This is a genomic window from Bradyrhizobium sp. CCBAU 11361 (assembly GCF_028128935.1).
Taxonomy (GTDB): Bacteria; Pseudomonadota; Alphaproteobacteria; order Rhizobiales; family Xanthobacteraceae; genus Bradyrhizobium; species Bradyrhizobium niftali.
Genome location: NZ_LBJZ01000177.1, coordinates 19,071 through 45,190 on the forward strand (window position 1 = coordinate 19,071; position 26,120 = coordinate 45,190).

Consider the following 26,120-nt stretch of genomic DNA (forward strand, 5'->3'; position numbering starts at 1 on the left):
GCAGCAATCATGGGAGCACTTGACGGGATCAGGGTGATTGCGGTCGAGCAGGCGGTCGCGGCGCCGTTCTGCTCCTCGCGTCTGGCGGATGCCGGCGCGGAGGTGATCAAGATCGAACGGCCCGAAGGCGATTTCGCCCGCGGCTACGACGCGGCGGCCAAGGGCCAGAGCAGCTACTTCGTCTGGCTCAACCGCGGCAAGCAGTCGGCGGTGGTCGATCTCGCCACCAAGCAAGGCTGCGCCGAACTGGAGAGGCTGATCGCGAGCGCCGACGTGCTGATCCAGAACCTCAAGCCGGGTTCGATGGACAAGCTCGGCTTTTCGCGCGAGCGGCTCTTGAAGGACTATCCAAAGCTGATCTCCTGCACCATCACCGGCTATGGCGACGAGGGCCCCTACGCGCATCGCAAGGCCTATGATCTGCTGATCCAGGCCGAGAGCGGGCTGGCCTCGATCACCGGCAATCCCGACGGCGCCTCGCGCGTCGGCATGTCCATCGTCGACGTCGCAACCGGCGCCACCGCGCATGCGGCGATCCTGGAGGCGTTGATCGCGCGCGGGCGCACCGGCAGGGGCGCCGACATCCGCATCTCCATGTTCGACGTGATGGCGGACTGGTGCACCGTGCCGCTGCTCAATTCCGAGGCCGGCAACCCACCGAAGCGCATGGGCCTGCGCCATCCCTCGATCGCGCCCTATGGCGTGTTCACCTCGAAAGACGGCAAGGACATCCTGATCTCGATCCAGAGCGAGCGGGAGTGGAAGACGCTCTGCGTGAAGGTGCTCGATCAGCCGGACCTGCCTGCCGATCCGCGCGTCGCCAACATGGTCGAGCGCGTGCGCAACCGCGACTTCACCGACAAGACGGTCGCGGACGCCTTCGGCAAGATGACACGCGACGAGCTGCTGAAGCGGCTGTCGGACGCCGACATCGCGTTTGCCGAGGTCAACACCATGGCCGACCTCACCAACCACCCGCACCTGCGCCGCATCGAGGTGGACACGCCGAACGGCCGCGTCAGCTATCCCGCGCCGGCGCCGATCATCGTCGGCGAGAGCCGCGCTTACGGTGCCGTGCCGGCCATCGGCGAACGTCCATCCAAGAAATAACAAGAGCGAGGCGTCATGACCGAGAAGCTCGACATCGATCATCTCAGGCAATGGATCGGCCGCAGCACGGAGGCCACCGACATCGTCACCGCGCAGCTCGTGAAGGGCCTGCGCGCGACGCTGTTCCAGGAGGTCGGCGAGCCCAGGAAAGGCGACGCCGCGCCGTTCACGGTGCACTGGTGCCTGGCGCAGCCGGTGTTTCCGATGGCGATGCTGGGGCCCGACGGCCACCCCACCCGCGGCGGCTTCCTGCCGCCGGTGCCGCTGCCGCGCCGGATGTGGGCCGGCGGCGAGATCGAATTCCTGGAGCCGCTGTGTGTCGGCGATGAATCGACGCGGACCTCACGCATCGCCGACGTCACGGTGAAATCAGGCTCGACCGGTACGCTGTGCTTCGTCGCGGTCGAGCACACTGTGACCTCACCGCGCGGCGTCGCCATCCGCGAACGGCAGGACATCGTCTATCGCGAGATAACGAGCGGCGCGCCTGCCGGCGCCAAGGCCCCGCCTCCGCCCCCCAAGGCACAGCATCGCGAGACGCATGTGTCCGATCCGGTGCTGCTGTTCCGCTACTCGGCGCTGACCTTCAACGGCCACCGCATTCACTACGACCGCGACTACGTCACCAAGGTCGAGGGCTATCCGGGCCTGATCTTTCACGGCCCGTTGCAGGCGGCGCTCATCATCGAGATGGCGGCCAAGCTCAACGGCGGCAAGGCGCCGAAGAAGTTTACCTATCGCGGGCTTCAGCCGCTGTTCGAGGGCACGGAGTTCTCCATCAACGCCAACGAGGCCGAGGCGGGCATGGAGCTGTGGACCGCGAATGCGGAGGGACAGCCGACGATGAAGGGCACGGCGGTGTGGTGAGCCACCACTGCTGCCTCCTCGTCATTGCGAGCGGAGTGGCGATGTAGGAACTTAGACCCTCACCCTGAGGAGCGCGCCCTTCGCGCGCGTCTCGAAGGGCGAGGCCACCAGCCGGGCCTTCATCCTTCGAGACGCGCGAAGACGCGCTCCTCAGGATGAGGAATTAACAGGGGACGGAAACCATGTCCAAGAACGGCAAGAGCGGCGCCAAATCCGTCACCGTCAAGCAGGCGACAATCGACCTGCTGCGCGCCTTCGGCATCAGACGCGTCTTCGGCAATCCCGGCTCGACCGAGCTGCCGTTCCTCAGCGACTGGCCCGACGACATCGACTACGTGCTGGCGCTCCAGGAAGCCTCCGCCGTGGGCATGGCCGACGGCTATGCGCAGGCGACGCGCAATGCCGGCTTCGTCAATCTGCATTCGGCCGCCGGCGTCGGCAACGCGCTCGGCAACATCTACACCGCACATCGCAACCAGACCCCGCTCGTGATCACCGCGGGCCAGCAGGCGCGCTCGATCCTGCCGCTCCAGGCGTTCCTCTATGCCGAGCGCGCCTCGGAGTTCCCGCGGCCCTACGTCAAATACAGTGTCGAGCCGGCCCGGCCCGAGGACGTGCCGGCCGCGATCGCGCGCGCCTATTACACCGCGCTGCAGCCGCCATGCGGGCCGACCTTCGTCTCGATCCCGATCGACGACTGGACCCATGCCACCGCGCCGGTCGAGGCGCGCAAGGTCAGCCGCGAAATCGGACCTGATCCGGAGGCGATGAAGGCGCTGGTCGCCGCACTCGGTTCCGCAAAACACCCGGCCCTCGTCGTCGGCCCCGGCGTCGACCGCGCCGGCGCGGTCGATCTGATGGTGCGCGTCGCCGAGAAGGCCAAGGCGAGCGTCTGGGTCAGCCCGTTCTCGGCGCGCTGCTCGTTCCCCGAGCGACATCCGCAGTTCGCCGGCTTCCTGCATGCCTCGCCCGCGCAACTCTCCGACGCGTTGCGCGAGCACGATCTCGTCGTCGTGGTCGGCGCACCCGTGTTCACCTTCCATGTCGAGGGACACGCCGCGATCTTCGACGGCGGCGCGACGATCTTCCAGATCACGGATGATCCGGATGCGGCGGCGGTGACGCCGGTGGGCACCAGCATCCTCGCCACCATGAAGCCGGCACTGAGCCTGCTGCTCGACCTGCTGCCGGACAGCAAACGCGCGGCGCCCAAGGGCCGCACGCTGCCGCCGGCGCCGCAGGCCGCCGATCCGCTGCCGGTCGAATTCCTGCTGCATTCGCTGTCTCAGGCAATGCCTGATGGCGCATCGCTGGTCGAGGAAGTGCCCTCGCACCGGCCGGCGATGCAGAAGTTCATGCCGATGCGCGGCCAGGACAGTTTCTACACCATGGCGAGCGGCGGCCTCGGCTATAGCCTGCCCGCCGCGGTCGGCATGGCGCTCGGCAAGCCGAAGAGCCGCACCGTGTGCCTGATCGGCGACGGCTCGGCGATGTATTCGATCCAGGCGCTGTGGACCGCCGCGCAGCGCAAGCTGCCGCTGACCGTCGTCGTCATCAACAATTCAGGCTACGGCGCGATGCGCTCGTTCAGCCAGGTGATGCAGGTGAGGAACGTGCCCGGGCTGGAATTGCCGGGCATCGACTTCGTGCGGCTCGCCGAAGGCATGGGCTGCCATGCGGTGCGGGTGAGCAAGGCCGCGGAGCTGGGCGAGGCGCTGACGCGCGGGATGGCGTACGACGGCACGAGCCTCGTGGAAGTGGTCGTGGATTCGGCGGTGCCGGTGTTGTACGGGCAGAAGCATTAGGCGGCGCGGTATATCCACATCGTCGTCCCGGCGAAGGCCGGGACCCATACCGCGCGATCTATCGATTGTGCATGGTGCCAATCCCGAACAGCCAATCCTCGCCAAACTTCTCCCTGTGGGTATGGGTCCCGGCCTTCGCCGGGACGACATTGAATGTTTGGCGCGAACGCTGCCGGACTACGACGCCAGAAATCCCCCGTCCGCCGCCAGCACGTGGCCGACCACGTAGGACGACGCGTCCGACGACAGCCACACCACGGCCTCCGCGACTTCCTCCGGGCTCCCCATCCGCCGCAACGGCAGGCCTGCGCTGACCGTCGCGACATCGCCGACGCCGGCGCGCAGCATCATGTCGGTGACGACGCGGCCGGGCGCTATGGCGTTGATGCGGATGCCGCGCGGGGCGTTCTCCATGGCGGCTGAGCGCGTCAGCGAGATCGCCGCCGCCTTGGAGGCCGAATAGAGCGAGAAGCCGGGATTGGGATTGCGTACGCCGCTGACGGAGGCATTGACGACGATGCTGCCGCGGCCTTGCGCCAGCATCGCCGGCAGTTGATGGCGCAGGCACAGGAACAGCGCGCGGACATTGGTGTCGAACACGCTGTCGTAGATCTCCATGCCCTGCTCTTCCAGAGGCGCCCGGCGCTCCTGGAAGCCGGCATTGTTGAAGGCAACGTCGAGCCGGCCGCAACGCTTCACGGCCGTGCCGACGAGGCGCGCCACGTCGTCCTCGCGCGTGATGTCGGTCTTGAGTGCGATCGCGTCCGTGCCGATCTCGCGGCATGCCGCCGCGGTCGCCTCGATCTCCGCTTCGCGCCGCCCCGCAACGATGATCGCTGCCGCGCCTTCGGACGCCATCCGCAGGGCCGTGGCGCGGCCGATGCCGCTGCCGCCGCCGGTCACCAGGCAGACCTTGCCCCTCATCCGCTGACCAGCCGGGGAAATTCCGCTCATGGGTCACTCCAAAACGCTTGCGCGCGCCGCTCTGCGCATATAGTTGTATGATACAACTATATGCCGGGAGTCAAGATGACCGGGCTATCGCTGATCGACGACATCCGCGCCGCCTCGCGCCTGATGGTGCGCGAGCTCGGCTTCATGGACGCGACGGTGGCGGCATCGGACTATCCGCCGTCGGCCGTGCACACCATTCTGGAGATCGGCATCCGCGGGCCGATGACCTCCAGCGAGCTCGGCGATTTCCTGCGGCTGGAAAAATCCAGCGTCAGCCGCCTGGTGCGCAAGCTGATCGATTGCGGGGAGCTGAAGGAGACGCCTGACGAGCGAGATGCACGCAGCAAGCTGCTGTCACTGACGGCCAAGGGCCGGCGCACGCTGGAGGCGCTGCATGCGTTCGGACGGAAACAGGTGAGCGGCGCGCTGGCGGCGTTGACAGAGGCCGAGCAGCGCACGGTGCGCGAGGGCATGATGCTCTATGCCCGGGCGTTGCGGCAAAGCCGGGCGGAGGATGAGGCGGCGGCTTAAGGGTGCGTAGCCCGAGCCTCTCCATCGTCGTCCTGGCGAAAGCCAGGACCCCATTACCCCAGGGAGTAATTTGGCGAAGACTCGTCGTTCGTTACGACGACCTCCCACAAGAGATAGATCACGCGGTATGGGTCCTGGCTTTCGCCAGGACGACACCGAGATGGCGGCACCACCCTTCCTTACTTCCCGAACTCCTCCCGCATCTTCGCCTGGATCTTCGCCATGCCGCCGATCCAGCGGTCGTAGTTCTCGGTCTTCTTGCGCATGTAGCCGAGCACCTGGGGGTGCGGCAGGATCAGGAACGTTTCCTGTGCGAGGCCCGCGAGCACGTCATTGGCGACCTGCTCGGGCGTGAGATCGCCGTCGCCGGATTGCGGGCCCTTGGGGATCGAGCGCAGCATGTTGGTGTCGACGCCCTGCGGGCAGAGGATCGAGACCTTGATGTTATCAGCCTTGTGCGAGATCGCGAGGTTCTCGGCAAACCCCACCGCGGCGTGCTTGGTGGTGGAATAAGCAGGGCTGCCGACCTGCGACAGCAGGCCCGCGGCCGAGATCGTGTTGAGGAAATAGCCGCCGCCCCGTGCCTTCATCCGCGGGACCAGATGCCGGGCCGCATAGACATGGGCCATGACGTGGATCGCCCAGCTGCGCTGCCACGGCTCATCCGAAGCACCACCGGCATTCACCGACATGGGATCGAAGCCGCCGCCGATGCCGGCATTGGAGCAGAACAACTCGATCGGGCCGAACTGCCGCTCGGTCTCCTCGATGACGTGGGCGATTTCTTTTTCCTGCGCGACGTCGCATCTGAAGGCCGCGCCATCAACCATGGCAGCGACTGCCCTGGCGTTGGCGGCGTCCATGTCCGCGACGACGACCTTGGCGGCGCCCGCCTTGTGAAACGCCTCGCACAGCGCCTTGCCGATGCCGTTTGCGCCGCCCGTGACGACCACGACCTTCCCGGTCACCTGCATGCGACGTCTCCTCTTGTCCCGTACCGCTCTTATACCGCTCGGCTTATTCCGCTTCGCGGAGCTTGCTCAGCTCAACACGAGGTCGAGCACCGCGGTATAATGGCACGCCGCACCGGCCAAGACAAAGCCGTGCCAGATCGCATTCTGGAAGCGCAGCCGCCGCCAGGCGTGGAAGATCACCCCAAAGCTGTAGAGCAGCCCGCCCGCAAGTATGAAGCCCAGCACCAGCGCGGGCAGCGCCTTGACCACGGCGTCGTAGAGCATCACGCCGCTCCAGCCCATAGCGAGGTAGATGCCGACCGCGACGCGGTCGAACCGGCCGGGATATCGAAGCTTCAGCACGATACCGACGATCGCCACGCACCAGACGCAGACGAGCAGCGCCAGCGCGAAGACGCTGTCCTTCAGCTCCAGGATGAACGGCGTGTAGGTCGCAGCGATCAGGAGATAGATCGCCGAATGGTCGAAGCGCCGCAGCAGCCATTTGACCGGCGAGACCGGCCAGAGATTATAGCTCGCCGACAACACCAGCATCGAGAGCAGGCCGGCGACATAGATCGAGACGCCGACGATGTCGGTGGCGTCGGCATAAAGCACCGCAAGCACCACCAGAACGGTCGCGGCGACGGTACCGAAAAACACACCGACTGCATGAATGACCCCGTCGGCGATCAGTTCTGCGCGGTCGTAGTTCCAGCCGATCGCGTCGGCTGCGGCATGGACGGAATCGGATGCAAGCTGTTTCAGTTGGAAGACGGTCATGGCAATCCACAAAGCGAGTCAATCTCTCGTTGTATAGGTCTTTCGGGATCGGCGCGTCGTTCAAACAGCTGATTTACCGACAAAGGCGGTGGAAGTATGAAGCTTGATTTTCCCCACGCAATTGCCACCTTTGTGAACAGCTTCACGTTTCCGCCCGCCGAGATCCCCTAACGTTCACATGGCATTCAGTTTTCAGGATATGGTCGAAGAGGCGCGCCTGTCGGCCCGGGCGCTGATCGACTATGGCGAGCACTTCTTCAATCCGACGGTAAGGCTCGGGGTCACCGGCCTGTCGCGGGCCGGCAAGACGGTGTTCATCACCGCGCTGATCCATGGGCTGACGCGCGGCGGCCGGTTTCCGGTGTTCGAAGCCTATGCCTCGGGCCGGATCGCGCGGGCGCATCTCGCGCCACAGCCCGACGATGCCGTGCCGCGCTTTGCCTATGAGACTCATCTGCGTGCGCTGGTCGAGGAACGGCACTGGCCGACCTCGACCGTCGACATCAGCGAGCTGCGCCTCGTCGTCGACTATCAGCGCCACAACGGCGCCGACCGCACCCTGACGCTCGACATCGTCGACTATCCCGGCGAGTGGCTGCTCGACCTGCCGCTGCTGCAAAAGAGCTACGAGCAATGGTCGGCGGAGAGTCTTGCGCTGTCGCGCGAGGCGCCGCGCGCGCATCTTGCCGCCGACTGGCACGCCCATCTCGCCGCGCTCAAGCCCGAGGCGCGCGAGGACGAGCAGGCGACGCTGACAGCGGCAAAGCTCTTCACCGATTACTTGCGCGCGTGCCGCGACGAACGCTTTGCCATGAGCCTGTTGCCGCCCGGCCGCTTCCTGATGCCCGGCAATCTCGCAGGCTCCCCGGCGCTGACCTTCGCGCCGCTCGACGTGCCCGTCGGCGGCCAGGCGCCGGACGGCTCGCTGTGGGCGATGATGGTGCGCCGCTTCGAAGCCTACAAGGACGTCGTGGTGCGGCCGTTCTTCCGCGATCACTTTGCGCGCCTCGATCGCCAGATCGTGCTGGCCGATGCGCTCGCCGCGTTCAACTCCGGACCCGAGGCGCTGCACGATCTCGAAGCCGCGCTCACCGGCATTCTCGATTGCTTCAACATCGGCCGCAGCACCTTGCTCTCCAGCCTGTTCCGGCCGCGCATCGACCGCATCCTGTTTGCGGCGACCAAGGCGGACCATTTGCATCATTCCAGCCACGACCGGCTCGAGGCGGTGCTGCGCCGCGCCGTGACGCAGGCGGTGGCGCGCGCGGAAAATACCGGCGCGGCGATCGACGTGGTGGCGCTTGCCGCCGTCCGCGCCACGCGCGAGGCGCAGGTCGCGCATGGCCGCGACAAATTGCCGTCGATCCTGGGAACGCCCGCCGCAGGCGAAAGCGCCGGCGGCGAGTTCTTCGACGGCAACACGGAGGTTGCGACCTTTCCCGGCGACCTGCCCCTGGATCCCGAGCCGCTGTTCAACGGCACGGATGCGTTCCGCGGCCTCGCGACCGGAGCCGCCGAGAAAAGCGACTTCCGCTTCCTGCGCTTCCGCCCGCCAAAGCTCGAACGCGATGGGACGGACGAGCCGACGCTGCCACACATCCGCCTCGACCGTGCCCTGCAGTTCCTGATCGGAGACAAGCTCTCATGAACGAGCGATCCCCGCCGCGGCGGCCGGCGACGTTCCGCCTCGACGATCCCGGCGTCGTCGTCACCGAAGCCGACGAGACGGCGCGGCTCGGTCGCGCCACTATCCAGATCACGCCGGAGCACGATCCAGCGACATTGCCGGTGCCGATTGAAGCCGTGCTGCCCGCACGACGCGGCCTCCCCTGGGGCGCGCTGTTCTGGTCCGGCCTTGCCGGGCTGACGCTGCTCGGCGTCGGGCTCGGTGTGGTTCATCTGGTCGAGGATCTGTTTGCACGCAGCGAAAGCCTCGGATTCGTCGGCCTCGCCTTCGCGTTCGTCACCGCGCTCGCGCTCGCGGTGGTGATCGGGCGCGAGGCGTATGGGCTGGCGCGCCTCGCGACGATCGAGAAGCTGCATCAGCGCGCCGCCGCAGTGCTTGCCAGCGACGACCGCAAGGAGAGCCGCGTCATCGTGCAGGATCTCCTGAAGATCGCGCACCAGAATCCGCAGCTCGCCCGCGCCCGCGCCACGCTGGAGAGCCACACCGGCGAGATCATCGACGGCGCCGACATGATCCGCCTCGCCGAGCGCGAATTGATGTCGCCCCTGGATGCGGAGGCGCGACGGCTGGTGTCGTCAGCCGCGCAAAAGGTCTCGATCGTCACGGCGGTTTCGCCGCGCGCGGCCATCGACGTGATGTTCGTGTTCGTTGCCGCGCTGCGTCTGATCCGCCAGCTTGCGTATCTCTATGGCGGCCGGCCCGGCGCGCTGGGCATGATCCGCCTGCTCCGCCACGTCATCGCCCATCTCGCCATCACCGGCGGCATGGCCGCGAGCGACAGCCTGGTGCAGCAGATGCTGGGCCACGGGATTGCAGCGAAGCTGTCGCAGCGGCTGGGCGAAGGCGTGCTCAACGGATTGCTGACGGCGCGACTCGGATTGGCCGCGATCGAGGTGACACGCCCGCTGCCCTTCGCGGCGCTGCCGCCGCCGAAGCTGTCGGATCTCGCAACGGATCTGTTGCGGAAGAAAGAGGACGAGGAGTAAGTCTCCTCACCCCAACCCTCTCCCCTTGCGGGAGAGGGTGGCTCGCCGCAAAGCGGCGAGACGGGTGGGGGTATCTCTCCGCGAATGAAGCTCTCAGTGGAATATGCGGAGAGATACCCCTCATCCGGCGCCGTAGCCGAAGCTTTGCTTCGGCGTTCTCAAGAACGGCGGCCGACGGCCGCCTATGCCACCTTCTCCCACAAGTGGAGAAGGGAAGAGGCGCGCACCGCTAGCTGAGCGCACGCGCTTCGAATTCCCCCGCCAGCACCCGCCACTGAAACAGCGGCGAGTCCTTTGGCGGGGACAGCTCCGGAGTCCAGCCGGTGAGCTTTTCAAGCACGTAGGTATCCGTCAGTACGCCGCGCCAGCGGCGTTCGACCTGACCGAGCTGCTCGCGCGTCGCAGGGATGTTCTCCCACAGCGATAAACGATTGTCCGGCTCGCGGCCGACATAGATGCCGGCATGACCCTTGATCCGGTCCATGCCGGGATCGCGGAAATCCTGGAAGCGGCCGCGCTCGTTGATCTCGATGACGGGCACGCGGCCCCTGAACAGCCAGCGCATCATGGCATAGGTGCGGTAGTCCGTGGTTGCGATCCAGGTCGCGCCGGTCTCATCCAGCGCAGCCTGCGCGCGCGCTGCGACCTGCTCATAGCCGGCCTCGCCGCCGATCGGATCGATCTTGCCGAGAAAATTCCAGGGCGCGGCGACGTAGTAGAGGAACACGATGACGACGAAGGCGATGCCCGAGATGATCGCCGTCTTCGCCCAGAACAGGCTCGACCGGATCACCCGCGCCGACCGTTTTTCACGCGACAGCATGACGAGGTTCACCGCCGCCGCCGCGAAGCCGACCGGCCACATGAACATCGGCCAGGTATCGCCGACCCGGAGCGTCAGCGATTTCATGAAGAAATAGAGAAACGGCACCAGCACCGCGGTCGACAGCAGGATCGCGACCGGCTCGCGCGTGCGATAGCCGCGCCATGCCGTCATCACGAGCCCCCACAGCACCACCGGCAACATGACAAAGCCGACAAGACCGAATTGCAGGCCGATGTAATCACCGACGGTGCGGAGCGAGATGCCGTAATTGGCGGTGGCGCGCACGCCCTGGAACCGGAACGAGGCCCAGTCGTGCTGCGCATTCCAGATCAGCACCGGCGAGAATATTGCGATCGCGACCAGCACGGCGAGATAGGGGTAGGGACTGCGCAGCCAGCGCCAGCGCCAATCCGGCACGAGAAGAAAAGCGGCCACCGCCGGTGCGAACATGACCACGGTGAATTTCGACAGCATCGCCAGCCCGGCGAACAGCCCCGCTGCCAGCCACCAGCGTCCGTCATCGCTCTCCGCCAGCCGTACCAGGGACCACATCATCGCCACCGCGAACGGGATCATGGCGACGTCGGGCGCGATCTTGGCCATCAAGAGGCCGTAATAGAGCGCGGCCTCCGGCATCAGCACCGCGATCATGACCGCACGCGCGTCATGGGTGAGGCGGCGGACGATGTCGGCGAGCAGCAGCTGCGTCACCAGCATTGCGACAATGCCGCCGAAACGGACACCGAGGGCGGTGTCGCCGAAGATCGCAGTGCCGAAACGGATGAGCCAGGCGATGCCCGGGGGATGATCGAGGAAGCTGAGCGCCGCCTCCTTCGACCAGGTCCAGTAATAGGCCTCGTCGGTGCGCAGCTCGATCGCGGAGGCGTAGACGATGCGCAGCAGCGTCATCGCGGCGATGACCAGCACGGCAGCAAGGATGAGACGGCGTTCGGCGCCGTCTGGCTTCGCAGAGATGTCGGGAGCGATCGTCACGGCCGCGCTTTTCCCCGACTTGGGAGGGGGAGTCAATGTAGGGCAAGCTCTCTCCCCGAGTCGTCCCGGCGAAGGCCGGGACCCATAACCCCAGGGAGGAGTTTGGCGAAGACTCGGAGTTACCAGCCTGCCCGCAACGTCTCCCTGTGGTTATGGGTCCCGGATCGGCGCGCGCCTGAGGGCGCGCTTGTCCGGGACGACAGCGGTGGGTGTGGCAGCGCGCCTTTGCCCACCCTACGGTTTTGTAACCTTGCCGCGCATGTGATCGGGCAAGCTGTTCGCCGCTGGAATTAAACGCTAGGCTGGCTGTTCTCCTTCATGAACTGATACAACCGAATCATGGCCACCGCACCCGTACACATGCCCGAACTCGTCCGCGCGACCGGCGTGCGGCAGGTGCGGCTCATCTGCGGCGTCATCCTGTTCTCCTATGTGGTCAGCCATTTCCTCAACCATGCGCTCGGCAACGTTTCGGTCGATGCCATGGAGGTCGGGGTCTACTACCACACCGCATTCTGGCAGTTCCTGCCTGTTGCGATCGTGTTCTACACCGCCGCGCTCACCCATATGGGGCTCGGCATCTATGCGCTGTATCAGCGGCGGCAGTTCCGCTGGCGGACGATCGAGCCGCTCCAGCTCGTGCTGGGGCTGAGCATCCCCGCCCTGGTCATGGCGCACGTGATCGGCGTGCGGCTCGGCCAGACGCTGTACGGACACCAAAAACTCTATCCGCAGGAACTCTATCTGTTCTTCGTCGCGTCGAACCGCATCTGGGCCATGACGATCCTGCTGATCATCGCCTGGGTCCACGGCTGCATCGGCATCTATTTCTGGCTCCGCCTCAAGCCGTTCTTCACGCGCGCCGCGCCCTATCTGCTCGCGGCCGCGGTGCTGATCCCGACGCTGGCGCTGCTCGGCGTCTATCAGGGCGGCCGCAGCGTCATGGTCGAAGCCGACGACGGGGAATGGCGCACGCATAATCTCACCCGCCGCCAGGTCGGCACGGTCGCGGAAGCCAACACGCTCGACCGCATCACCGGCGGCCTCACCATCGGCTATGTCGGGCTGCTCGGACTGGCGCTGGCCGCGCGCGGCGTGCGCGCCTGGCGCGAGCGGCGCGGCGGCATGATCGCGCTGTCCTACGGCAACGGCAAGACGGTGCGGGTCCCCAAGGGCCTCTCCGTGCTGGAAGCGAGCCTGCGCCACAATGTGCCGCATGCCAGCGTCTGCGGCGGCCGCGCCCGCTGCTCGACCTGCCGCATCCGCATCATCGGCGACCATGGCGCCCTGCCCGAGCCGTCACAGCGCGAGGCCTTCGTGCTCACCCGCGTCGGCACCACCGACCCCTCGATCCGCCTCGCCTGCCAGCTGCGGCCGACGTCGGATCTCTCCTTCTTCCAGCTCTTCACCTCGCACACCGTGTCAGCGACTGCTTCGACGCCGGCCCGAATCGGCCAGGAGCGCTATCTCGTCAGCCTGTTCGTGGACATGCGCGGCTCGACCCAGCTCGCCGAAAAGCGGCTGCCGTTCGACACCGTCTTCATCGTCAACCGCTTCCTCGGCGCGGTCTCGCAGGCCGTGGTCGAGAACGGCGGCCAGCCGAACCAGTTCGTCGGCGACGGCATGCTGGCGCTGTTCGGGCTGTCATCCGATCCGCAAGCGGCCTGCCGGCAGGCGCTGAAAGCGGCCGCAGGCATCGCCACGCATATCGACGAGCTCAACGAGTTGCTGAGCCACGATCTGCGCCAGCCGATCCGCTTCGGCATCGGCATTCACGGCGGCGAGGTCATCATCGGCGACATCGGCTATCGCGATCACATCGTGTTCACGGCGCTGGGCGACGCCGTCAACGTCGCCGCCCGCCTCCAGGACATGACCAAGACGCTGGCCTGCGAAGCCATCGTCTCGGAAGAGGTCCGCCGCACCGCCGGCCTTGCCGACGACGCGCTGCCGCAGCAGGAGGTCGCGATCCGCGGCCGCGACGAGCCGATGGCGGTGCGCGTGGTTGCGGATGCCAGGGAGCTGTCGGCGCTGGTTGAGGGCAGCGCGCGCGTCGCGGCGTGATGTTCACCTCTCCTCGCCTGCGGGGAGAGGTCGGAATGCGCGCGTAGCGCGGATTCCGGGTGAGGGGGTACAGGTCTCGCGGCAGTCGCACGTGTGGAGAGAGGCCCCTCACCCCAACCCTTTCAGCGCGAGCGAAGCTCGTCGCGGCCCCGTAAGAACGGGGCGAGGGAGCGCTCTGCCTGCGCCGCAACAGCTCGGCTCAATCTCGTTACAAGCGTAACACCGGCTTGCTGCAATGCAGCGGCATGGGCCTGCTGCGAAAGCACGAATTGACTTCATCAGCATCGTTGCGACAGATGAACGCAGGATCGCGGTGATGACCGCGATCCAACGAAAAGCTCCGGGAGGGGACCAGATGTTCGATCGACGCGACCTGCTCAAAGGAGCGGGGCTTGCCGCCATGGCGGCCACACTGAACTCCACCAAAGCGCTGGCACTCGACACCTTCACCCTGCCCTTCGCCAATGGCGAACGGCCGCTGGTGAAATATCCGCAGAAGCGGCCGATGATCGGCCTGACCAGCCGACCGCCGCAGCTCGAGACGCCGTTCACCGTGTTCAACGACGGCCCGATCACGCCGAACAACGCGTTCTTCGTGCGCTATCACCTCTCCGACCTGCCCTACAATCTCGACCCCGACAAGTTCACGCTCGAGATCAAGGGCAAGGTCGACAAGCCGCTCAAGCTGTCGCTCAAGGACATCCGCAAGATGAAGGCGACCGAGACCGTCGCCGTCAATCAATGCTCAGGCAACAGCCGCGGCTTCTTCGAGCCGCGTGTCGCCGGCGGTCAGCTCGCCAACGGCGCCATGGGCTGCGCGCGCTGGCGCGGCGTGCCGCTAAAGACCGTGCTCGAGATGGCGGGGGTGCAGAGCGGCGCCAGGCAGGTCACGTTCAACGGCATGGACGGTCCGGTCAGCGACAAGACGCCTGACTTCATCAAGGCGCTCGACATCGATCATGCCACCGACGGCGAGGTGATGCTGGCCTATGGCATGAACGGCGAGGACCTGCCGTTCCTCAACGGCTTCCCGCTGCGCCTGATCGTGCCCGGCTATTTCGGCACCTACTGGGTCAAGCACCTCAACGAGATCACCGTCATCGACAATGTCTACGACGGCTTCTGGATGAAGTCGGCCTATCGCATTCCTGATACCCCGAACAATGCGATCGAGCCCGGCACCGCGCCGAAGGCGACGATCCCGATCAACCGCTTCACCATCCGCTCCTTCATCACCAGCGTGCCTGACGGCGCCAGGCTGAAGGCGGGTAGCACGACACTGCGCGGCATCGCCTTCGACGGCGGCAAGGGCATCAAGGACGTCGCGGTCTCCACCGACGGCGGCAAGACCTGGACGAGCGCCAGGCTCGGCAAGGATCTCGGCAAATACGCGTTCCGCGAATGGAAGCTGCCGGTGAAGCTCTCGGCCGGCTCGTACGAGCTCAAGGTCCGCGCCACCGGCAATGGCGGCGAGACCCAGCCGGATACGCCGCGCTGGAACCCGGCGGGTTATTTGCGCAACGTCGTCGAAACCGTCCGCGTCAGCGTGGCCTGAGGGGAGAATGATCATGCAGCGCACCGTCCTCCTCGCCATCTCGCTCGCTTTCGCCGCCGTGGTGGGTTCGGCATTTGCGGCGCCGATCAACTACAAGACGCCGGACGAGGTCGCCGCCTTCAAGCCCGGCCCCAATCTCGAGGTCGTACAGGGCAATTGCAGCGCCTGCCACTCGGCCGACTACGTCAACACGCAGCCGCCGATGAAGGACAAGAAAGCCTTCTGGCAAGCCGAGGTGACCAAGATGATCAAGGTCTATGGCGCACCGATCGACGACGCCGATGTCGGCAAGATCGTCGATTATCTGGCCACGACGTATTGACGGCGCGCAGGCCGATTGACCGCCAAACGGGCAAAATCGGCAAAAACGCCGCGAAGTTGAGCGGAATTCGGCAAAAGCCTGATGTGGTTTGAGCTACCAAGCCTGCCACATTCCGCGTATCCTGTTAGGACCGAACCGGCCGGTTGGCGGGGACTGGCGGTTCGAGATCTCGGAGGAAGACCCGCGGAGAAGTCGTGATGGCTAAAGGTACGGTCAAGTGGTTCAACCCGACGAAGGGTTATGGATTTATCCAGCCTGCGTCGGGGGGCAAGGATGTGTTCGTGCATATCTCGGCGGTGCAGAAAGCCGGTCTGTCCACCCTCAACGAGGGACAGACGGTGGAATACGAAGAGATCGCAAACCGGGGCAAGACCTCCGCAGAAAACCTCAAAGTATAAGCCCGCCAGCGTTTGCTGCCTCCCGGATCAATCCGGGAGCCGGGCCAAAAAAAATTTTAGAAGACGGCCAGTGCATTCGACGACAGGCGTTGCGATTGCACACGGAGAGCTATTTTTCCTTGCAAGATCGCTTGTTCAGCGCCATGGCAATGACAATCGCGACGGCACTTCGTCAGCCCACCGGCAACGGTGCGTCGCGCTTGATCTCCTCCATCACCGCGTAGGTCCGCGTCTCGCGCACGCCCGGCATCGACAGCAGGGTCTCGCCGAGGAAGCGCCGATACGCCCTCATGTCCGCAAGCCGCGCCTTCACAAGATAGTCGAAGCCGCCGGCAACCATGTGACACTCCAGCACCTCAGGCGCGAGTTTCACCGCGCGCGCAAAGCGCTCGAAATTGTCGGGCGTGGTCTTGTCGAGCAGCACCTCGACGAACACCAGAAGCCCGAGGCCAAGCCGGTGCGGATTGAGCCGCGCGCCATAGCCCTCGACAAAGCCCTCGCGCTGCAAGCGCTTCAGCCGCTCGCCGATCGACGTCGGCGACAAGCCGATGCGTTCGGCGAGCTCCACATTGGCGATTCGCCCATCCTCCTGCAAAATCGAGAGTATTCTCCGGTCGATTCGATCAAGTTCCATATTTTATCTGGCTATCATGGCACCTATCTTCATTTTCTAAGGCAAACAGGCTAACTTGTCTATCGAACTGCGGTCATGCCGGCCTTATCCTGGATTTGAGCCACAGGACACGCCATGCCGAACATCCCGCCTCCCTTCACCGCCCCCTACGCGCCCGATGATACCGAGATCGCCGCCCGCCTCCTGCCGGCGTCGCATCTGTCCCGGCCGCAGGAAGCGCGGATCGACCGCACCGCGACGCGGCTGATCGAGGCGATCCGCAAGCGCGACGACCGGCTTGGCGGGGTCGAGGACATGCTGCGGGAGTTCGCGCTCTCGACCAAGGAAGGCCTCGCACTGATGGTGCTGGCGGAGGCGCTGCTGCGCGTGCCCGACGCGCGCACCGCCGACCAGTTCATCGAGGACAAGCTCGGCGAGGGCGACTTCATCCATCACGAGACCAAGTCCACCGCCTTCCTGGTCAACGCCTCGGCCTGGGCGCTCGGCCTGTCGGCGCGGGTAATCCAGCCCGGCGAGACGCCCGACGGCACCATCGGCCGGCTGGTGAAGCGGTTAGGGGCGCCGGCGGTGCGCACCGCCACGCGCCAGGCGATGCGGCTGATGGGCAGTCACTTCGTGCTGGGTGAGACCATCGAGCAGGCGCTGGAGCGGGGCAAGCCGCGCTCCGGCCAGAAGACGCGCTACTCCTTCGACATGCTCGGCGAAGGCGCGCGCACCGCGGCGGACGCCAGACGCTATTTCGACGCCTATGCCAGCGCGATCGAGACCATCGGCAAGGCGGCCGGCAACCATCCCCTGGCCGACCGGCCCGGCATCTCCGTCAAGCTCTCGGCGCTTCATCCGCGCTTCGAGGCGATCAGCCACGCGCGCGTGATGGCCGAGCTGGTGCCGCAGCTGCTCGATCTGGCGCAGCGCGCCAAGGCCCATGATCTCAACTTCACCGTCGATGCCGAGGAAGCGGACCGGCTGGAATTGTCGCTCGACGTGATCGCGGCAACGCTGGCCGATCCCTCGCTTGCAGGCTGGGACGGTTTTGGGCTCGCCATCCAGGCCTATCAGAAGCGCGCGAGCGCGGTGATCGACTATGTCGATGCGCTGGCGCGGGCGCATGACCGCAAGCTGATGGTGCGGCTGGTCAAGGGCGCCTATTGGGATACCGAGATCAAGCGCGCGCAGGAGCGCGGGCTCGACGGCTACCCCGTGTTCACGCGCAAGGCGATGACGGACCTGAACTACGTCGCCTGCGCCTCGAAGCTGCTCGGCCTGCGGCCGCGCATCTTCCCGCAATTCGCCACCCACAACGCGCTGACGGTCGCGACCGTGCTGGAGATGGCCGGGGACGGCGGCGGCTTCGAATTCCAGCGCCTGCACGGCATGGGCGAGGCGCTCTACGAGCAGCTCGCCAAGGATCACCCTGACATCGCCTACCGCACCTATGCCCCAGTCGGCAGCCATCGCGACCTGCTCGCCTATCTGGTGCGGCGGCTGCTCGAGAACGGCGCCAATTCCTCCTTCGTGGCGCAGGCCGCCGATTATCGCGTTCCGGTCCCGGCGCTGTTGCAGCGTCCGGCGGATGCCATCGTCCGGCCACAAGCGGCGGCCCATCCCAGGATTCCGCTCCCCTGCGATCTGTTCGCGCCGGAGCGGCGCAATTCGCGCGGCGTCGAATTCGGCGCACGCGCCGCGCTCGACCAGCTACTGACCGACGTCAAGGCCGCGGCAGCCGATCCGAAGCCGATCGCCGATGCAACGCCGGACCAGGCCAACGCAGCGGTGGCCGCCGCCCGTACGTGTTTTGCGGCCTGGAGCCGGACCCCGGCGGCCACGCGCGCGGCCGCGCTGGAGCAGGCCGCCTATCTCCTGGAGAGCCGCAGCGCCCGTTTCATCGCGCTGCTCCAGCGCGAGGGCGGCAAGACGCTCGACGATGCGCTGTCGGAGTTGCGTGAGGCCGCCGACTTCTGCCGCTACTATGCCGCCCAGGGCCGCAAGCTGTTCGGCAGCGAGACGGCGATGCCGGGCCCGACCGGCGAGAGCAACGCGCTCGCCATGCGCGGCCGCGGCGTCTTCGTCGCGATCTCGCCGTGGAATTTCCCGCTGGCGATCTTCCTCGGGCAGGTCACGGCAGCGCTGATGGCCGGCAACAGCGTCGTGGCAAAACCCGCCGAGCAGACGCCGCGCATCGCGCGCGAGGCCGTAGCCCTGCTGCACGAGGCCGGCATTCCCGCAAGCGCACTGCACTTGATCACCGGCGACGGCCGGATTGGCGCGGTGCTGACTGCACATTCTGACATCGCCGGCGTCGTCTTCACCGGCTCGACCGAGGTCGCCCGCAGCATCAACCGGACGCTCGCGGCCAAGGACGGGCCGATCGTGCCGCTGATCGCGGAGACCGGCGGCATCAATGCCATGATCGCCGATGCCACCGCGCTGCCGGAGCAGGTCGCCGACGACGTCGTGACCTCGGCGTTTCGTTCCGCCGGCCAGCGCTGCTCGGCGCTGCGGCTCCTGTTCGTGCAGGAGGACGTCGCCGACCGCATGATCGAGATGATCGCGGGCGCGGCACGCGAATTGAAGATCGGCGATCCCTCCGATGTCGCAACCCATGTCGGGCCGGTGATCGACCTTGAGGCCAAGCAGCGCCTCGAGGCGCATATCGCGCGGATGAAGAAAGAGGTGCGGCTGCACTTCGCCGGCCCCGCGCCCGAGGGCTGCTTCGTCGCGCCGCACATCTTCGAGCTCAAGGAGGCCGGCCAGCTCACCGAGGAAGTGTTCGGCCCGATCCTGCATGTCGTTCGCTATCGCGCCGAGAACCTCGAACGCGTGTTGCAGGCGATCGAGCGCACCGGCTACGGGCTCACGCTCGGCGTCCACTCCCGCATCGACGACAGCATCGAGGCGATCATCGACCGCGTCCAGGTCGGCAACATCTACGTCAACCGCAACATGATCGGCGCCGTGGTCGGCGTGCAGCCGTTCGGCGGCAACGGCCTGTCCGGAACCGGCCCGAAGGCCGGCGGCCCGCACTACCTCGTGCGCTTCGCCACCGAGCAGACCGTGACCATCAACACCGCTGCCGCCGGCGGCAACGCTGCCTTGCTCGCAGGGGAGGAGTGAGGCCAGCGAGGAGCGTTGCATCCCGCCAAAACATCGGTCTAATGCTCCCATGATGTGGCCGCGCTAATTCCAGCACGCGGGAAACAACAAGAGCGAGGGAGCAACGCCGCGATGGACAAGGGCATTTTTGCTGGGCTGAAGGTTCTGGACTGCGCGAGCTTCATCGCTGCGCCCGCGGCCGCGACCGTGCTGTCGGATTTCGGCGCCGACGTCATCAAGATCGAGCCGCCCGGCGCTGGCGACCCCTACCGCAATCTGCCGAACATACCGGGCTATCCCACTGGGGAGCACAATTTCGCCTGGCTGCTGGAGGCTCGCAACAAGAAGAGCATCGCGCTCGACCTCTCCAAGCCGGAGGCGCAGGCCGTGCTCTACAAGCTCGTCGAAGAGGCCGACGTCTTCATCACCAACATGCCGCCGCCGGTGCGCGCCAAGCTCGGCATCACCTATGACCACCTCGCCCATCTCAACGACCGGCTGATCTACGCCTCCTTCACCGGCTATGGCGAGAAGGGCGAAGAGGCCAACAAGCCCGGCTTCGACAGCAATGCCTATTGGGCGCGCTCCGGCCTGATGGACCTCGTCCGCGCCGACACCGACACCACGCCGGCGCGCTCGGTCGCCGGCATGGGCGACCATCCCTGCGCCATGGCATTGTACAGCGCGATCGTCACCGCGCTCTATCAGCGCGAGAAGACCGGCAAGGGCTCGCATGTCGCCTCCAATCTGATGGCGAACGGGGTGTGGGCCGCGGGCACGCTGGCGCAGGCAAAACTGTGCGGCTCCAAGTTCGCCGAGAGGCGGCCGCGCGAACATGCGCTGAACGCCGTGGCCAACCACTACCAGTGCAAGGACGGCCGCTGGTTGATCCTGTCGCTGCTGAGCGAGGAGAAGCAGTTTCCGATACTGGCCAGATGCCTGGGACGCGAGGACCTGATTGACGATCCGCGCTTCGCCACCAAGGCCGACCGTCACGCCCGTTCGGTCGAACTGATCAAGGTTTTTGACGAGACCTTCGCCACCAGGGATCTTGCCGAATGGCGCAAGATTCTCGACGGCAACGGCCTCGTGTTCGGCATCGTCGGCATTCTCGACGACATCCCGAACGACAAGCAGATGCTGGACAACGAGGTGCTGGTGCCGTTCGAGAACGACACCATGCTCACCATCTCCAGCCCGATCTGGGTCGACGGCGCCAAGAAGGTGCAGCCGCGCAAGCCGCCCGGCGTCGGCGAGCACAGTGACGAGATCTTGCGCGGAGCGGGATACGACGAGGCCGCGATCAAGCAGCTGCGGGGTTCGGGAGCGGTGGGGTAGGACGCGCGCTAGCCCGGGCCGTCATGGCCGGGCTTATCCCGACCATCCACGATCTTGAGCGCGGAAACCAGAACGTGAATGCCCGGGTCATCCAAATCGCTCTGTCTGGCTTGCGCACGCGCTAACGCGTCTTGATGAAGCACATGCCGATGCGGCGCGAGGCCGCGGCAGCCTGACAGGTCAACCCTTTGGCACAGCTCCACGACGTAAAACTCTTGTCGGGCGTTCCCGATCCTGCATTTTGCAGGGAACAATGCGCGCCCCAGCCGTCCTGATATTCGGTGCCGGCCAGTTCCTGGCTGCCGCGGGCCTGCGGCCGGCTGGCAAATCCGCGTGAGAAATCTGGGCGCTGTCCGGCCGCGAACGCGGTCAGGATGTCGCGGCGGCGAAGCTGGTCGCCGAGGAAATGCGGCGAGGCCGGCACGATGGTGGAATTGGACGGCTTGTCCGCGAGCCAATCCACGCCCGGAAAATGGAAGCCGCCGATGCCGCGGGTCTGGTGACAGCCGGCGCAGGTGACGTCGTTGAGGCGGCGCTGAAGGCCTGCGACCGAACGAATGTTCTGCATGTCACCGCGCGCGGTCGCTTGCTTCAACGCGCCGACCACGTCGCTGTCGGTGAAAACGGGATCGCTGTTGCCCTCCCCTTGCATCATGCCGAACTCCGGCTGCAACGCGGACCCATCAAGGCCCGCCGGTGTCGGCACGACCGCGGCCTTGGCCAGGAATTTCTCGGGGATCAGCACCGTGCCGCGATCGAATTCGCGCAGATGGTCGGGCGCGAGCAGCCACGCCTTGAAGTCGCGCCGGAGATCATTGTCCGCAAGAATCCGCTCGCGGTCGATCTGGTTCTCCAGCGTCGATTCCTCGAACGTCTTCGTCGCGGCATCATACTTGAACACCTTGAGCAAATAGTCCGAGCGGAAATCGTGCAGCGCCGATTTCGGCGCGATGGAGACCTGGATGTTGGTCTCGATGCGATCGAGCATGGCATCGTAAGGATGGAAGCCGCCGCCGATCAGCTCCTGCCAGTCGCCATTGTCGAGCCAGCGCCGTGCGACCTCGGCGCAGGTGACCGGCTTGCCGTTCGAGGCGACCTGGCGGGCATCGCGCGCCTTCATCACCAGATTGAACGTCATCGGCAGGCGCGTCGCCGTCCTGGCCCCATCCGGTCCGGCGTCGAAACGGGTGAGCCGATAGATCAAGCGGATCTCGCCGCAAGAGTCCTCCGCCACATAGGCGCGGTCCATGCGGTTCACGATGCCGGCCAGCACGAAACGCGTGTTGGGGGATTTCAGCGCGGCCCGATCGAACAACTGGACGTCAAAACCTTCGCCGACACCGATGGTCTCGCTCGGCCATGCCGCCTTGTGTCCTGCGATGTAGCGGTCGAACTCCGCATCGATTGCCGGCGGAATTGGCGCAAGCTGCGGCATCGAGGAGAACAGCAGATCGTTCGTGAGCGGAAAATCCGCGTTCCGCTGCGGCCACAACAGGCGCGAGATGGTGAGCGCATCGTTCTGGTCGAGCTTGCGCAGGACATCGGGATCGGTGATGGCGGTGCCGCGCGTGAGCTGTGCATTCTCCGCTGCCGGCAGCGACATGGCGCCACCCAAAAGCACGACGACAGCAAGGAGAATTCGCAACGCGCGGTTCATGCCTTCAGTAACACCGCGCGGGGACGCCTATTCAAGCAAAAAGGCGCTTCACATGGTGGTGAAGCGCCTCTTCTGAAGTCGAATGTCGGCAGCTTAGCGCGCGACGATCAGGCCCTTGCTGGTGACGACCACCCAGCGGCCGTCCTGACGGCGGATCGCATCGACGCGGCCGACGCCGGGAATGGGATCGCCGGCATAGACCTCGTAGAGGCCTCCGCGGCCCTCGATCAGCGCGCCGCCGTTCGAGACGTCACGCAGCACCCAGCCGTCGATCGTCGGGAGCCGGCCGACCTCGGTCCTGGGCGCGGCGGGCACGGGAGCCGGTGCGGCGGCCGCGGTCGCGACCTGGGTCGGCGCGATCGAGCCGGTGGTTTCCCTGGCGGGCGCCGCGGCTGCGGCCTGCGCGGGAGCGGCGGGCGGCGTCGCTCGGAGCTTGTCCACGGTCTCGGACAGTTTTGCGATCCTGGCCATCGGCTCGGCCTGCGCCTTCTCGAGCTTGTCGAGGCGGTCGTTGGCCCGGTTGACCTGGCTGAGACCGGTCTTGGAGGTGTGCTCGACATTCGCCTTGAGCGCGACGAGGTCGGCATCGATCCGCGCGACGGAGGCATCCAGCGCGCTGGTGTCGGCGACCTGCGCCGGCGCCGGCGCGGCAAAGTGCATCATGCCGGCAGTTGCAAGCGCACCGCTGATCGCACCGACGCTGGCGGCAATCGCCACCACTGCGACCATCGCCGACAGACGGCGCTTGCCGCCGGCCTCGCGCGGCTCGTCCGCCTTCACGTGCGGGGCGAAATCCTCGCGGTCCCAGGACCGGTCGGAGGGGGCCATCACGATGAGCTTGCCGGGCTTCGGCTCGGGCTTGCTCTCGGCCTTCGGCTCAACCTTGGCCTCGAACTTCGGCACCTCGATCCGCGGCGGCTCGATCTTGACCGGATCGGGCTTGGGCGGCGCCTCATGGTCGGGGGCGATCGAGGGCGCCTCGATCCCGGCAGCTTCGACGGCCTGCGGCGCGGTCGCAGCTTCGACGACGCTCGTGTCTTGGGCAGCCTGCTCAGCCATTGGTTCGCTCACGGCTCAAATACTCCACGCTGGATTGACCTTTTGGTAACTTTCATTGCTTGCGAAATCCTTACTTCGGGACCCGCTTACCGAAATTTTAGGAAGTCATCAGGGGCCGAATTGGGCCGGGAAAGTGGAACCGGTGTGGCGGGCGTGAAACAAATTGTAACCGGGGGAAGATGAACGGCCGCGCAACAGCCGGGCCGCCGCCCATCCACGTCGTCATTGCGAGCGCAGCGAAGCAATCCAGACTGCCACCGCGGAAAGACTCTGGATTGCTTCGCGGAGCCTGTCATCGGGCCGCGCTTTGCGCGGACCCGTTGGCTCGCAATGACGGAGTGCGGATTACTGCCCGTCCGTCACATCACCACCGGCGCATCCGGCAGCTCGTTGCGATGCGGGCCGCCTGGCGGAAAATGCCTGGCCAGTTCGCGCGACACCGACGCGATGCCGTCGATCACGCCGCGCTCGAACGCGCCGGACCTGAACTCCGCCTCCATAGCGCGGCAGATGGTCTCCCAGCCCGCCGCGCCCACCTTCGCGTCGATGCCGCGGTCGGCAATGATCTCGACGTCGCGGTCGGCGAGCAGGAGATAGATGAGGACACCGTTGTTGTGCGCGGTGTCCCAGACGCGCAGGTGCGAGAACACGTCGAGCGCGCGCTCGCGCGCCGGCTGGTTGCGGAACAGGGGGCCGCCGTCAAGCGCACCTTCGACGACGAAGCGGACCTGGCCGGAATGCGTGGTCTCACCCTGCCTGATCGCCTGCTCGATGCGGCTGAGCACCCTTGGCGGAAAGATTCGCTTTGCCCGCCAATGATGCTGCACCAGATGTCTGGCAATGCGCTTGATGCCCATGACCGCTACCAGCTCCCCGAGGCGCCGCCGCCGCCAAAACTGCCACCACCGCCGCTGAAGCTGCCGCTGTCGCTGCTGCCCGACGATCCGCTGCTCCAACTGCCTCCCGAGGATCCGCTCGACCACGAGCCCCGACGCGACGACCCCGTGCCTGGTCCCATCGCGGAAACCACATCGGCGATGAATCCGATGATGAAGCCGGCGACGCCGAGCACCATGGCAAGCGCGAAAGAACCGAGAATGAGCCAGGTCAGCGCTGCGATGATGCCTCCGGTCGCCAATGATCCGAGCAGCCGCCCCAGCATGGCCCGGAAGAACCCGCCGACCCCGATCGAGGCGAACACCGTCACGAAGAAGAGCGGCCCGATATCGTCCAGATTGCCGAAATTCACAGTCGGCGAAGGTACTGGCAGCGGCTCGCCGTCGATGACGCGGGTCATCCGATCGACGCCGTCCGAGATGCCGCCGCTGAAATCGCCCGTTCTGAATTTCGGTGTGATGATCTCGTCGATGATCCGCCGCGAGGTGACGTCGGTGAGCGCACCTTCGAGGCCGTAGCCGACCTCGATGCGCAGATGCCGGTCGTTCTTGGCAACGACGAGGATCGCGCCGTCGTCGACCTTCTTGCGGCCGAGCTTCCAGGCCTCAGCAACCCGGATCGAGAACTGCTCGATCGTCTCCGGCTGCGTGGTCGGCACGATCAGCACGGCGACCTGGCTGCCCTTGCGCGTCTCGAAGTCGCGCAGTTTTTGCGTGAGCGCGGCAATGTCGCTGCTGGAGAGCGTTCCGGTCTGGTCGACCACGCGGCCAGTGAGCTGCGGCACGGCGACGTCGGCGAAGGCCGGGAGGGCGAAGGCGAGGACGAGTGCGAACACCGCAATCGTTCGCCACAACCTCGCGGTCGTCGCCCGGCTTGACCGGGCGATCCAGTATTCCAGAGACGCCGGTGGATCACGGAGAAGCCGCGGCGTACTGGATTCCCCGCTTTCGCGGGGAATGACAGCGGAGGATGTGGTGCGCATCGGGGCTGAACGCGCTTACTTCGACGGCGCAGGCGCCGGATTGAAATCGACCTTCGGTGCGTTCGAGATCGCCTTCTCGTTCTCCACCGAGAAGTTCGGCTTCTCCTTGTAGCCGAACATCATCGCAGTGAGATTGCTCGGGAACGAGCGGATGGTGACGTTGTAATCCTGCACCGCCTTGATGTAGCGGTTGCGCGCCACTGTGATGCGGTTCTCGGTGCCTTCGAGCTGGGACATCAGGTCCTTGAACAGAGCGTCCGACTTGAGCTGCGGGTAGTTTTCGGTGACGACCAGAAGGCGTGACAGCGCGCTGGAGAGCTCGCCCTGGGCGGCCTGGAACTTCTGGAAGGCCGCGGGGTCGTTCAGCACCTCCGGCGTCGCCTGGATGCTGCCGACCTTGGCGCGCGCATTGGTCACGCCGAGCAGCACGTCCTTCTCCTGCTGCGCAAAGCCCTTCACCGAGTTGACCAGGTTGGGCACGAGATCGGCGCGGCGCTGATACTGGTTCACGACTTCGGACCAGTTGGCCTTGATCTGCTCGTCCTCGCTCTGGATCGCGTTGTAGCCGCAATTGGTGAGGCTGAGCGAGGCCAGCGCCGCCAGCACGGTCAGGATCTTGCGCATCA

22 protein-coding genes are annotated in these 26,120 nt (G+C 66.0%); 12 read left to right on the forward strand and 10 right to left on the reverse strand.

The genetic code is table 11. The features are described from left to right. Positions 1–9 precede the first annotated feature (9 nt). The 3 genes from XI08_RS21475 (at position 10) to mdlC (ending at position 3,782) form a co-directional block, all read left to right on the forward strand. Positions 10–1,110, forward strand: a complete 1,101-nt coding sequence (locus XI08_RS21475; RefSeq protein WP_271575864.1) for a CaiB/BaiF CoA transferase family protein — start codon at positions 10–12, stop codon at positions 1,108–1,110. A gap of 15 nt (positions 1,111–1,125) precedes the next feature. Further along, on the forward strand, positions 1,126–1,977 hold the full coding sequence (locus tag XI08_RS21480; protein WP_271575865.1) for an FAS1-like dehydratase domain-containing protein: 852 nt from the start codon (positions 1,126–1,128) through the stop codon (positions 1,975–1,977). Positions 1,978–2,159: 182 nt separating this feature from the next. Next, positions 2,160–3,782 (forward strand): benzoylformate decarboxylase, encoded by a 1,623-nt coding sequence (mdlC, locus tag XI08_RS21485; protein WP_271575866.1) that lies wholly within the window; start codon positions 2,160–2,162, stop codon positions 3,780–3,782. Positions 3,783–3,959: 177 nt separating this feature from the next. Here mdlC and XI08_RS21490 read toward each other — a convergent pair whose 3' ends face one another. Beyond that, positions 3,960–4,736, reverse strand: coding sequence for an SDR family NAD(P)-dependent oxidoreductase (locus XI08_RS21490; RefSeq protein WP_271575867.1), 777 nt, complete (start codon positions 4,734–4,736; stop codon positions 3,960–3,962). 75 nt (positions 4,737–4,811) lie between these two features. Here XI08_RS21490 and XI08_RS21495 point away from each other — a divergent pair, with 75 nt between their 5' ends. Beyond that, positions 4,812–5,267: a MarR family winged helix-turn-helix transcriptional regulator gene (locus XI08_RS21495; protein WP_271575868.1), complete on the forward strand. Its 456-nt coding sequence runs from the start codon at positions 4,812–4,814 to the stop codon at positions 5,265–5,267. 179 nt (positions 5,268–5,446) lie between these two features. On the opposite strand, the gene XI08_RS21500 is transcribed toward XI08_RS21495, so the two are convergent. Continuing rightward, positions 5,447–6,241, reverse strand: coding sequence for an SDR family oxidoreductase (locus XI08_RS21500; protein WP_271575869.1), 795 nt, complete (start codon positions 6,239–6,241; stop codon positions 5,447–5,449). Positions 6,242–6,307: 66 nt separating this feature from the next. Then, positions 6,308–7,003: a PAQR family membrane homeostasis protein TrhA gene (trhA, locus tag XI08_RS21505; protein WP_027547154.1), complete on the reverse strand. Its 696-nt coding sequence runs from the start codon at positions 7,001–7,003 to the stop codon at positions 6,308–6,310. A 178-nt stretch (positions 7,004–7,181) separates the two neighbouring features. On the opposite strand from trhA, the gene XI08_RS21510 reads away from it, so the two are divergent. Together XI08_RS21510 and XI08_RS21515 are read left to right on the forward strand one after the other, a co-directional pair. Further along, positions 7,182–8,651, forward strand: coding sequence for a YcjX family protein (locus XI08_RS21510; RefSeq protein WP_271575870.1), 1,470 nt, complete (start codon positions 7,182–7,184; stop codon positions 8,649–8,651). Next, the gene (locus XI08_RS21515; protein ID WP_271575871.1) at positions 8,648–9,676 is read left to right on the forward strand and encodes a YcjF family protein; all 1,029 of its coding nucleotides are present in this window, start codon (positions 8,648–8,650) and stop codon (positions 9,674–9,676) included. Before XI08_RS21510 ends, XI08_RS21515 begins: the two co-directional genes overlap by 4 nt. A gap of 229 nt (positions 9,677–9,905) precedes the next feature. On the opposite strand, the gene XI08_RS21520 is transcribed toward XI08_RS21515, so the two are convergent. Then, entirely contained in the window at positions 9,906–11,411 is a 1,506-nt protein-coding gene (locus XI08_RS21520; protein WP_271575930.1) for a glycosyltransferase family 39 protein, read from the reverse strand. A gap of 423 nt (positions 11,412–11,834) precedes the next feature. Here XI08_RS21520 and XI08_RS21525 point away from each other — a divergent pair, with 423 nt between their 5' ends. From XI08_RS21525 to XI08_RS21540, 4 genes are all read left to right on the forward strand, one after another. Beyond that, positions 11,835–13,559 carry an adenylate/guanylate cyclase domain-containing protein gene (locus tag XI08_RS21525; RefSeq protein ID WP_271575872.1) on the forward strand — a complete coding sequence of 575 codons (1,725 nt, stop codon included), beginning with the start codon at positions 11,835–11,837 and terminating at the stop codon, positions 13,557–13,559. Positions 13,560–13,914: 355 nt separating this feature from the next. Continuing rightward, entirely contained in the window at positions 13,915–15,114 is a 1,200-nt protein-coding gene (gene sorA, locus XI08_RS21530; protein WP_271575873.1) for a SorA family sulfite dehydrogenase catalytic subunit, read from the forward strand. Positions 15,115–15,127: 13 nt separating this feature from the next. Next, the gene (gene sorB / locus XI08_RS21535) at positions 15,128–15,436 is read left to right on the forward strand and encodes a SorB family sulfite dehydrogenase c-type cytochrome subunit (RefSeq protein WP_271575874.1); all 309 of its coding nucleotides are present in this window, start codon (positions 15,128–15,130) and stop codon (positions 15,434–15,436) included. A 197-nt stretch (positions 15,437–15,633) separates the two neighbouring features. After that, complete coding sequence (locus XI08_RS21540; protein ID WP_008563500.1) at positions 15,634–15,834, forward strand: cold-shock protein; 201 nt, start codon at positions 15,634–15,636, stop codon at positions 15,832–15,834. A gap of 172 nt (positions 15,835–16,006) precedes the next feature. On the opposite strand, the gene XI08_RS21545 is transcribed toward XI08_RS21540, so the two are convergent. Continuing rightward, on the reverse strand, positions 16,007–16,468 hold the full coding sequence (locus tag XI08_RS21545; protein WP_271575875.1) for an Lrp/AsnC ligand binding domain-containing protein: 462 nt from the start codon (positions 16,466–16,468) through the stop codon (positions 16,007–16,009). A 114-nt stretch (positions 16,469–16,582) separates the two neighbouring features. On the opposite strand from XI08_RS21545, the gene putA reads away from it, so the two are divergent. Together putA and XI08_RS21555 are read left to right on the forward strand one after the other, a co-directional pair. Then, on the forward strand, positions 16,583–19,582 hold the full coding sequence (gene putA, locus XI08_RS21550; protein WP_271575876.1) for a bifunctional proline dehydrogenase/L-glutamate gamma-semialdehyde dehydrogenase PutA: 3,000 nt from the start codon (positions 16,583–16,585) through the stop codon (positions 19,580–19,582). 111 nt (positions 19,583–19,693) lie between these two features. Continuing rightward, positions 19,694–20,899, forward strand: a complete 1,206-nt coding sequence (locus tag XI08_RS21555) for a CaiB/BaiF CoA transferase family protein (RefSeq protein ID WP_271575877.1) — start codon at positions 19,694–19,696, stop codon at positions 20,897–20,899. A 121-nt stretch (positions 20,900–21,020) separates the two neighbouring features. Here XI08_RS21555 and XI08_RS21560 read toward each other — a convergent pair whose 3' ends face one another. The 5 genes from XI08_RS21560 to XI08_RS21580 all read right to left on the reverse strand — a co-directional run bounded on the left by XI08_RS21560 (position 21,021) and on the right by XI08_RS21580 (position 26,118). Next, a complete protein-coding gene (locus XI08_RS21560; RefSeq protein WP_271575878.1) occupies positions 21,021–22,556 on the reverse strand; it encodes a hypothetical protein in 1,536 nt (511 codons plus the stop codon). Positions 22,557–22,649: 93 nt separating this feature from the next. After that, complete coding sequence (locus tag XI08_RS21565; protein WP_027547143.1) at positions 22,650–23,615, reverse strand: hypothetical protein; 966 nt, start codon at positions 23,613–23,615, stop codon at positions 22,650–22,652. A 359-nt stretch (positions 23,616–23,974) separates the two neighbouring features. Then, entirely contained in the window at positions 23,975–24,472 is a 498-nt protein-coding gene (locus tag XI08_RS21570; protein ID WP_271575879.1) for a TPM domain-containing protein, read from the reverse strand. A 5-nt stretch (positions 24,473–24,477) separates the two neighbouring features. After that, the gene (locus tag XI08_RS21575) at positions 24,478–25,347 is read right to left on the reverse strand and encodes a TPM domain-containing protein (protein ID WP_271575880.1); all 870 of its coding nucleotides are present in this window, start codon (positions 25,345–25,347) and stop codon (positions 24,478–24,480) included. Positions 25,348–25,509: 162 nt separating this feature from the next. Then, the gene (locus XI08_RS21580; RefSeq protein WP_271575881.1) at positions 25,510–26,118 is read right to left on the reverse strand and encodes a LemA family protein; all 609 of its coding nucleotides are present in this window, start codon (positions 26,116–26,118) and stop codon (positions 25,510–25,512) included. Between the last annotated feature and the right edge of the window lie 2 nt (positions 26,119–26,120).

Coding starts and splice junctions, on each gene's coding strand:
- XI08_RS21525 (WP_271575872.1), top strand. CDS start 11,835: ATGGCCACCGCACCCGTACACATGCCCGAACTCGTCCGCGCGACCGGC.
- XI08_RS21490 (WP_271575867.1), bottom strand. CDS start 4,736: ATGAGCGGAATTTCCCCGGCTGGTCAGCGGATGAGGGGCAAGGTCTGC.
- XI08_RS21500 (WP_271575869.1), bottom strand. CDS start 6,241: ATGCAGGTGACCGGGAAGGTCGTGGTCGTCACGGGCGGCGCAAACGGC.
- sorA (WP_271575873.1), top strand. CDS start 13,915: ATGTTCGATCGACGCGACCTGCTCAAAGGAGCGGGGCTTGCCGCCATG.
- XI08_RS21520 (WP_271575930.1), bottom strand. CDS start 11,411: ATGACGCTGCTGCGCATCGTCTACGCCTCCGCGATCGAGCTGCGCACC.
- XI08_RS21545 (WP_271575875.1), bottom strand. CDS start 16,468: ATGGAACTTGATCGAATCGACCGGAGAATACTCTCGATTTTGCAGGAG.
- XI08_RS21510 (WP_271575870.1), top strand. CDS start 7,182: ATGGCATTCAGTTTTCAGGATATGGTCGAAGAGGCGCGCCTGTCGGCC.
- XI08_RS21515 (WP_271575871.1), top strand. CDS start 8,648: ATGAACGAGCGATCCCCGCCGCGGCGGCCGGCGACGTTCCGCCTCGAC.
- XI08_RS21560 (WP_271575878.1), bottom strand. CDS start 22,556: ATGAACCGCGCGTTGCGAATTCTCCTTGCTGTCGTCGTGCTTTTGGGT.
- XI08_RS21555 (WP_271575877.1), top strand. CDS start 19,694: ATGGACAAGGGCATTTTTGCTGGGCTGAAGGTTCTGGACTGCGCGAGC.
- XI08_RS21565 (WP_027547143.1), bottom strand. CDS start 23,615: ATGGCTGAGCAGGCTGCCCAAGACACGAGCGTCGTCGAAGCTGCGACC.
- mdlC (WP_271575866.1), top strand. CDS start 2,160: ATGTCCAAGAACGGCAAGAGCGGCGCCAAATCCGTCACCGTCAAGCAG.
- XI08_RS21540 (WP_008563500.1), top strand. CDS start 15,634: ATGGCTAAAGGTACGGTCAAGTGGTTCAACCCGACGAAGGGTTATGGA.
- XI08_RS21480 (WP_271575865.1), top strand. CDS start 1,126: ATGACCGAGAAGCTCGACATCGATCATCTCAGGCAATGGATCGGCCGC.
- trhA (WP_027547154.1), bottom strand. CDS start 7,003: ATGACCGTCTTCCAACTGAAACAGCTTGCATCCGATTCCGTCCATGCC.
- XI08_RS21475 (WP_271575864.1), top strand. CDS start 10: ATGGGAGCACTTGACGGGATCAGGGTGATTGCGGTCGAGCAGGCGGTC.
- XI08_RS21495 (WP_271575868.1), top strand. CDS start 4,812: ATGACCGGGCTATCGCTGATCGACGACATCCGCGCCGCCTCGCGCCTG.
- XI08_RS21580 (WP_271575881.1), bottom strand. CDS start 26,118: ATGCGCAAGATCCTGACCGTGCTGGCGGCGCTGGCCTCGCTCAGCCTC.
- sorB (WP_271575874.1), top strand. CDS start 15,128: ATGCAGCGCACCGTCCTCCTCGCCATCTCGCTCGCTTTCGCCGCCGTG.
- putA (WP_271575876.1), top strand. CDS start 16,583: ATGCCGAACATCCCGCCTCCCTTCACCGCCCCCTACGCGCCCGATGAT.
- XI08_RS21570 (WP_271575879.1), bottom strand. CDS start 24,472: ATGGGCATCAAGCGCATTGCCAGACATCTGGTGCAGCATCATTGGCGG.